The 6,618-nt window shown below is 68.1% G+C and carries 5 protein-coding genes; 4 read left to right on the top strand and 1 reads right to left on the bottom strand.

All coding sequences use genetic code 11. From position 1 onward, the window contains the following. Positions 1-256: 256 nt before the first annotated feature. Together TX83_RS11275 and TX83_RS11270 are read left to right on the top strand one after the other, a co-directional pair. A complete protein-coding gene (locus TX83_RS11275) occupies positions 257-1,042 on the top strand; it encodes a hypothetical protein (protein ID WP_064748047.1) in 786 nt (261 codons plus the stop codon). Positions 1,043-1,614: 572 nt separating this feature from the next. Further along, complete coding sequence (locus TX83_RS11270; RefSeq protein ID WP_141233482.1) at positions 1,615-2,850, top strand: delta-60 repeat domain-containing protein; 1,236 nt, start codon at positions 1,615-1,617, stop codon at positions 2,848-2,850. Between the two features lie 203 nt (positions 2,851-3,053). On the opposite strand, the gene TX83_RS11265 is transcribed toward TX83_RS11270, so the two are convergent. Next, positions 3,054-4,382 carry a S41 family peptidase gene (locus tag TX83_RS11265; RefSeq protein WP_079248184.1) on the bottom strand — a complete coding sequence of 443 codons (1,329 nt, stop codon included), beginning with the start codon at positions 4,380-4,382 and terminating at the stop codon, positions 3,054-3,056. A gap of 673 nt (positions 4,383-5,055) precedes the next feature. Between TX83_RS11265 and TX83_RS11260 the strand changes: the two genes are divergently transcribed. Both TX83_RS11260 and TX83_RS11255 read left to right on the top strand, forming a co-directional pair. Then, a complete protein-coding gene (locus TX83_RS11260) occupies positions 5,056-5,349 on the top strand; it encodes a hypothetical protein (protein ID WP_064748044.1) in 294 nt (97 codons plus the stop codon). Between the two features lie 428 nt (positions 5,350-5,777). Next, entirely contained in the window at positions 5,778-6,599 is an 822-nt protein-coding gene (locus tag TX83_RS11255; RefSeq protein WP_064748043.1) for a hypothetical protein, read from the top strand. The last annotated feature ends 19 nt before the right edge of the window (positions 6,600-6,618 follow it).

Raw genomic sequence — 6,618 nt, 5'->3', positions numbered from 1 at the left:
GCCAAGAAGGCTCCGGCGAAGAAAGCCGCCGCCAAGAAGGCGCCGGCCAAGAAGGCCGCGGCCAAGCAGACCGTAAAGAAGGCGGCCAAGAAGGCGCCGGCGAAGAAGGCCGCCAAGAAGGCCGCCAAGCGCTGATCCGTCCCCTCCCTCTCCCGCGGCTGCGGGAGGGGGCTAGGGCGGGGCCGCTCCGGAGCCGCCGGCGGCCGCCGCCGCAACACCCACAAGAACAAGCAATACAGCACCAGGAGTCGGGCCCATGGCCGTCAAGATCGAGAAGAAAATCAAGGGCTACAGCGTCGTCACCCCGGAAGACAAGGCGAAGGAGGCCGCCGCCAAGTCGGCCGCCGCCAGCGCCGCGTCGGCCAAGGCCGAGGAATCGCCGGCCGACAACGTCATCCAGATGCACGAGCGCATCGAGCGCCCCGAGATCCTGATCGGCTCGACCTACAAGATCAAATCGCCGCTGTTCGAGCACGCCCTGTACGTCACCATCAACGACATCGTGCTCAACGCCGGCACCGAGCACGAATCGCGTCGTCCGTTCGAGATCTTCATCAACTCGAAGAACATGGACCACTTCCAATGGATCGTGGCCCTGACCCGGATCATGTCCGCGGTGTTCCGTAAGGGCGGCGACGTGACCTTCCTGGTCGACGAGATGAAGGCCGTGTTCGACCCGCGCGGCGGCTACTTCAAGGCCGGCGGCGTGTACATGCCGTCGCTGGTCGCCGAGATGGGCGCCATCGTCGAAGACCACCTCAAGTCGATCGGCATGCTGCACGACCCGGAGATGAGCGACGCCCAGCGCGCGCTGATCGCCGAAAAGCGCCGCGCCTACGAAGACCGCGCAAAAAAAAACTCTGACGTAAGCCCGACGGCCCCGCTCGCCGACGACGCCCGCAACGAAGACGTCGCCGTCACCGGCGAAGGCGCCTCGTTCCCGCCCACCGCCACCATGTGCCACAAGTGCAGCACCAAGGCGGTGGTGATCATGGACGGCTGCGCGACCTGTTTGAACTGCGGGTACAGCAAGTGCGGTTGATGCGCGGCGGGTGAGGCGGGCGCTGCGGCCTTTTACGCGGGCGCCTAAAAGTCGCTAGTACTCCATGGGGCTCTCCGGGGCCCCATTTCTTTTCCGACGAATTCCTTCTGCCAAATAAGCCGATCGCGCTGGCTGCGACAGGTCGCGATGCGGAGTTCGTTTCCCTGTCCGCGGATCGTCTCAACGACGGAGATTTGCCTGGCGCATACTTGCCGAGGGGACGTTGAATGTTCGCGCGAATTCGGGGTCTGCTCGCCGTCGCGCACCTAGGCATGGTCCGGACCGAGAAGCAGGGCCGCGGGTGAGGCAGGTCCAGTGCATGCGGTGAGTGCGGCTGCCAGGAATGGTTCGTCGGTGCGATGGGCCAGGCTACGCCGCGTCGCACGGCCGCTTGCGCGATGTCTGTCATCAAACACGGATACCTTTGGCGGACGATGCTGCCATCGCCGCCGCTTTCATGATCTTGCGCGCTCGGCGCGCCGCCGCCGCGCAACGCAAGCGGCGGCGGTGAGCCAAGCCAAGAACGGACTCAATCACATCAACGGGGAGAACACGCAGTGATCAGCAATACGATGAAGGTATCGTTTGGCATGGCCATCGGCGCATTCGCAACGCTCGCACAGGCCGCATCGCTGGACCCGACGTTCGGTACGGCCGGCATCACCTCCACTGCGTTCGGCAACTACGGCGCCGCCGCCCGGGTGGCGATCCAGCCGGACGGGCGGATCGTGGTCGCCGGCCAGACGGCGCTCGGCGAATTCGCGCTGGCGCGTTATACCGCCAATGGCGTACTGGATACGAGCTTCAACGGCACCGGCAAAGTCGCTACCGCGCCCTCCGGCAGCTGCTCGGGGCAGGCGCGCGCGCTCGCCCTGCAGGCGGACGGCAAGATCGTCGTGGCCGGCACCTCGTGTCCGAACTTCACCTCCACCCGCAACTTCACGGTTTATCGCTACAACGCGGACGGTTCGCTGGATGCCAGCTTCGGCAGCTCGGGCAAGGCGACGGTCAACTTCTACGCCGGCGCTTCGGAGGCCTATGCCGTCGCCGTGCAGGGAACCTCCATCTGGGTCGCGGGCTACGCCGGCTCCGGCTTTGCGTTGGCGCGCCTCACCAGCGGCGGCACCTTGGACTACAGCTTCGGCGGCGGCACCGGCACCGTCACCTCGGCGGTCGGCACCGGCTCCGCGTTCGCCAACAGCCTGGTCATCCAGGCGGACGGCAAACCCGTGCTGGCCGGCTACGCGTCGAGCGGCGGCACCGTGTTCGCGTTGACGCGTTACACCACAAAGGGCGTGCTGGACACCACGTTCGGCACTGGAGGCAAAGTCCTGACCCATGTCGGCGGCACCTCCGCCGGCAACGCCGCCATCGCCACCTCGCTGGCGATCCAAAGCGACGGCAACCTCGTCGCCGCCGGCTACGCGAAGGGCGCGAGCGCCGACACCTACCGATTCGCCGTGGTCCGTTACACCAGCGCCGGCGCGCTGGACAGCTACTTCGGCTCCGGCACCGGCAAGGTGCTGACCGCCATCGGCAGCGGCGATGCGGTCGGCAGCGATGTCGCCATCGACGCCAACGGCGGAATCGTCGTCGGCGGCTACTCCCAAGCGGGCATCTACCGTCAGTTGACCTTGCATCGCTACGATTCGTTCGGCAATCCGGACGCCAGCTTCGGCCCGGTCGTCACCGCCGTCGGCAGCGCGAATGCCGCGGTTCAAGGGCTCGCCATGCAAAGCGACGGCAAGATCGTCGTAGCGGGCTACGGCAACTCGCCGGCGGCTTTCGTGGTGGCGCGTTACCAGTAGGCCGACGCTCGCAATCGCAGACCCAATGGCTGCATCGGGAAAGCCCCTTCTCGCCCCCCTCCCGCACGCCGCGGAGGGGGCGGGTTCGTGGCCCGGCTGATTCCGAGCCGACCGCGCGGGCCAGCGAATGCGCCGGCCCGCGCCAATCAATCGGGACGGAGGGATCTGTCGATTCCCTTCGCCCCTGCAGTCCGCAACGTCGGCTACCGCTTCGACGTGGTTCCTGCCGATTGCAGGCTATGCCCCCGGCGATGGCGCTGCACGTCTCCGTCCGAGTGGCGCACTTCCAGCGCTTCCACCCGGCCGTTGGCATTGCGCTGGAACACCACGCGCTGGCTCGGGTTCTCCAGCACGGCGAAGCTGTCGTTGCCCAGCGGCAGCAGCGTGCGCACGGGCCGACGTCCCTGCTGCAATACCAGGCGATCCTGGGCGGTGCCGACGGTCATCATCCCGTAGGTGCCGGCATAGTCGTCGGCTGGTACAGGCGGCGATGCCCCGGCTTCGGCGCGCAACGCGTCCAGGGCCCAGCGGGTGTCGATGGCCGACTCCGGCGGCAGGCCTTTGCCGAGCGCCGCCTCCAGCGCCAGGCGACGCGCCGTGACCAGGGCGGCCGCCGGCTCCGCCACGACGTCCGGCGTCACGCCGCGACCCTCCCAGTTGGTCTTGGTGATCGGATTGATCGGCGTGGCAAAGGACACGAACACCGAGAACCCACGCCCCGCATCGACGTCGCCGCCCGGATTGGCGGCGCCCATGCTCGCTTCGCCGACGACGGTGGCGCGCTTGGCGCTCTGCAGCGTGTACGCGAACGCCTCCGCAGCCGACGCGGTGCGCGCGCTGGTCAGTACGAACAGCGGCGTATCCAGGCGCGGCTGCGGATACCAGTCGAGCGGCGCTTCGCTCATCGTGCGATCGCGGCCATGGAAGGTATTGAAGATGTCCGCGTCCTTCCTGACGAAGGCGCTGCTGAGGTAGCCGACCATCTGCGGGGCGCCGCCGCCGTTGTCGCGCAGATCGATGATCAGCGCATCGGTACCGACGAGCAGCTGCAATGCCGCTTCGATGGCCTGGCGCTCGGGCTGCCCGGCGACGCCGAATTCGAACGGTGCGAACCCGCGCAGATCGATATAGCCGACGTTGCCAGGCAGCACCTCCGCGCGACGCACCCCGTAGTTGCCGCGACGGTGCTTGGCCTGCGGCTGCGTCGGCGACATCACCGGGCTATCCGCGGTCGCCTGCGCACGCGGTGCGTCCGTCCAGCCCACGCGGAAGTGCCGGTCGAACGGCTGCAGTTTGACGGTCAATGCGGACGCGAGTTCGCGTTTTTCGGTGAGCGTGTCGAACTCGCCCTTCGCCGCTGCGCCGCGCAGGTCGGCCGCGATCCGCCTGGCCCGCGCTTCGTCGAAGTAGTTCTGCTCGATCGCGCGCGCCACGTCTTCCACGTGCGAGCGAGGCGACTCGCGTGCCAGGCCGGGAAAGGCGTATGACAGAAGGGCAAGTGCAAGCCCGGCAAAGGCGGGAGTATTGCGCATGAGGTTCTCCTTGGTCGCTGGTGAGCGGTGCGATCAGGGAGATACCGGGACGTGTCGCCCGGTTGCAGCTCGAGGCGGCGGCGGTGAGGGTTTGGGACGAACCGTCGTTTCCGAGGGCCGAACGGCCATCTTTGGGAAGAAGGGAGTTGCCGTTTCGGCATCGGTGCGCACAGCGCGGAGGGCGCCGGTCGGGCTGTAGGCGTTGGGGCCGCCAGGGCGGGCGGCACAGGGCCGCCGCCTTGTTCGGAATGAGCGTGTCGCTCGAAGTCATCGGCGAAACCATCGGCCGCGCGCTCGGCCCGTCCGTTGAATCGCGTGGGCGCGATCGACTCGGTTGATTCGCCGATTTCGCTGGCGCGAGTACGGCGGCTTCCAGCGCGCGCTTGCGAGTCGCTGGCTGTCGATGCGGCCGGACCTGCTCGCCGATCTCGAGCGGCCCGACTGTTACCTCGCCCGATCGCAGCGCGTACCGAGGCGGGCTCGCCTGCGGCGCAGGGATCGGGACCTTCGCGTATCGGAAGCCCTCGCGCATGCGCCGTCGGACGGCCGTCCTGTGTAGAGTGAGTGCCTCTCCGGCGATGCGTCCTTACGCGGCGGGCCTCGGGCAGCGGTTCCCGGCTTGTGCGAGGCGAGCGTCGGCCCGGCCCCAGCATTCGGACCAGGACGTCGACCCGTGCGAGCCAAGATCGCCTTCTTCTCCGGTTTCCTCGTTGCCGCCGCCGTCGCGGTTGCGGTCAACGCGCTGCCGTACTGGCGCACCCGCCAGGCCTATCGCTACGACGGGCAGGAAGTGGCCGGATTTCCGTTCGTGTTCCGCCGGATCGGCGGCGACTGCGCTGCCGGGGCCTGCGAGAACTACGGCTTGCACCTGGGCTATTTCGCCGCCGATCTGGCCTTGGGACTGGCGTTCGCGGTGCTGGCCGGCGTCATCGCTACGGCGATAGCGCGCAGGCCGCGCGCCGCCTGAAGGCGGATTCCGGCCGCATCGCGGCTCTGTGCCGGCTGCGACGCACACAGCGACGTGTATCGACAGGTCTCGTGCCGGGAACCCGCTCGTCGAGGCGGGCCCTGCGCCGTCGGACTGTCCCGCAGCGCAGGCCAAGGCCATGACGATGGGACTGGGGTCCGCTCGAGCCTGCGCCGCGCGGTGCCGCGTCGTTGCGCTCGCCCGATGCGCGGGTCTGCCTGTCCGCCGCGGCGGCGGCACGCTTCACGCTCATCGCGTCGGGGCGTTGTTACCGACGAGTTCGTGCCGCCGCCGGCCGCAACCGCCGCCGCAGTGCGGCTGTCGCCGACGACCGCGGCCACGGCTTCGGACCGCTGCGCACGGTAGAAGGGTCGTGTCTTGCGCGTCATCCGGCCATCCCGCCGCCCACGACCCGACAGGACACTGCCATGAGCCGCATCATCTATTCCGGGTCACCGAACAACCCGCGCTGGAGTACCGATCAGGTCATTTTCACGATGACGCAATACCAGACCGGCGGTCTGGCGCCGCGGCAGCAGATCAATTTCGGCGCGGCCAGCGCCGCGGCGATCCTGGGCCCCGACCTGTGCATGCCCGGGGTGCAGGGCAACAACGTGCCGACCGCCGTGGGCGCGCCATGGGATGCGCAACTGCCCGCCGGACCGGCCGAAACATTCACCACCGACGGCAACAACAACTGGGTGCGCGCGCATCTGATCAACGGCCGCTGGGGCGGGCCGGGCAATACCTGGCAGAACCTGACCCCGCTGACCGCGACCGGCAACGCCAACCACGCGACGGTCGAGGGTTATATCGATGCCTATCTCGCCGCCTGTCGGCAATTCGAGACCTCAGGCCAAGGCCAGCAGCCGGTCTGGTACGGCGTGTACTACTGCGTCCAGGCTTCGCAGGACCCGTGGTCGGATGCGAACACTACCGCCGATACCAACCTGTACTCCTATGCGCCGGCGTTCATCAAGATTTCCTGGCGCGCCGTCACGATCACCAAGCCGGTTAATGTGTCGCCCCAGGCCGCAGCGGCCAACATCGACAACTACCCCATGGCGGGCGTGGTGAATTTCCCGCAGGGCTTCCAGCTGCCGCAGTTGCCGGCGGTCATGAACGGCGCGGCGACGCTGCCGGCGGCCGGCAACGTCGCCGGCGGGGCGGTGCTGGGCGCATTGCCGGCCAACTTCCCGGTCGCGCAGGCCAACGGTTTCGACGGTTGGATCGAGGTCCATCAGGACTGAACCACCGCGACGAGGCGGG

Origin of the sequence: Lysobacter antibioticus HS124, assembly GCF_000336385.2 — a bacterium.
GTDB classification, from domain to species: domain Bacteria; phylum Pseudomonadota; class Gammaproteobacteria; order Xanthomonadales; family Xanthomonadaceae; genus Lysobacter; species Lysobacter firmicutimachus.
The sequence above is the reverse complement of the archived record's forward strand: the minus strand, read 5'-3'. Positions and strand labels throughout refer to the sequence as shown.

Excerpts from the sequence above, each read along its gene's own strand:
- TX83_RS11265 (WP_079248184.1), bottom strand. The coding sequence starts at position 4,382 with ATGCGCAATACTCCCGCCTTTGCCGGGCTTGCACTTGCCCTTCTGTCA.
- TX83_RS11270 (WP_141233482.1), top strand. The coding sequence starts at position 1,615 with ATGAAGGTATCGTTTGGCATGGCCATCGGCGCATTCGCAACGCTCGCA.
- TX83_RS11255 (WP_064748043.1), top strand. The coding sequence starts at position 5,778 with ATGAGCCGCATCATCTATTCCGGGTCACCGAACAACCCGCGCTGGAGT.
- TX83_RS11275 (WP_064748047.1), top strand. The coding sequence starts at position 257 with ATGGCCGTCAAGATCGAGAAGAAAATCAAGGGCTACAGCGTCGTCACC.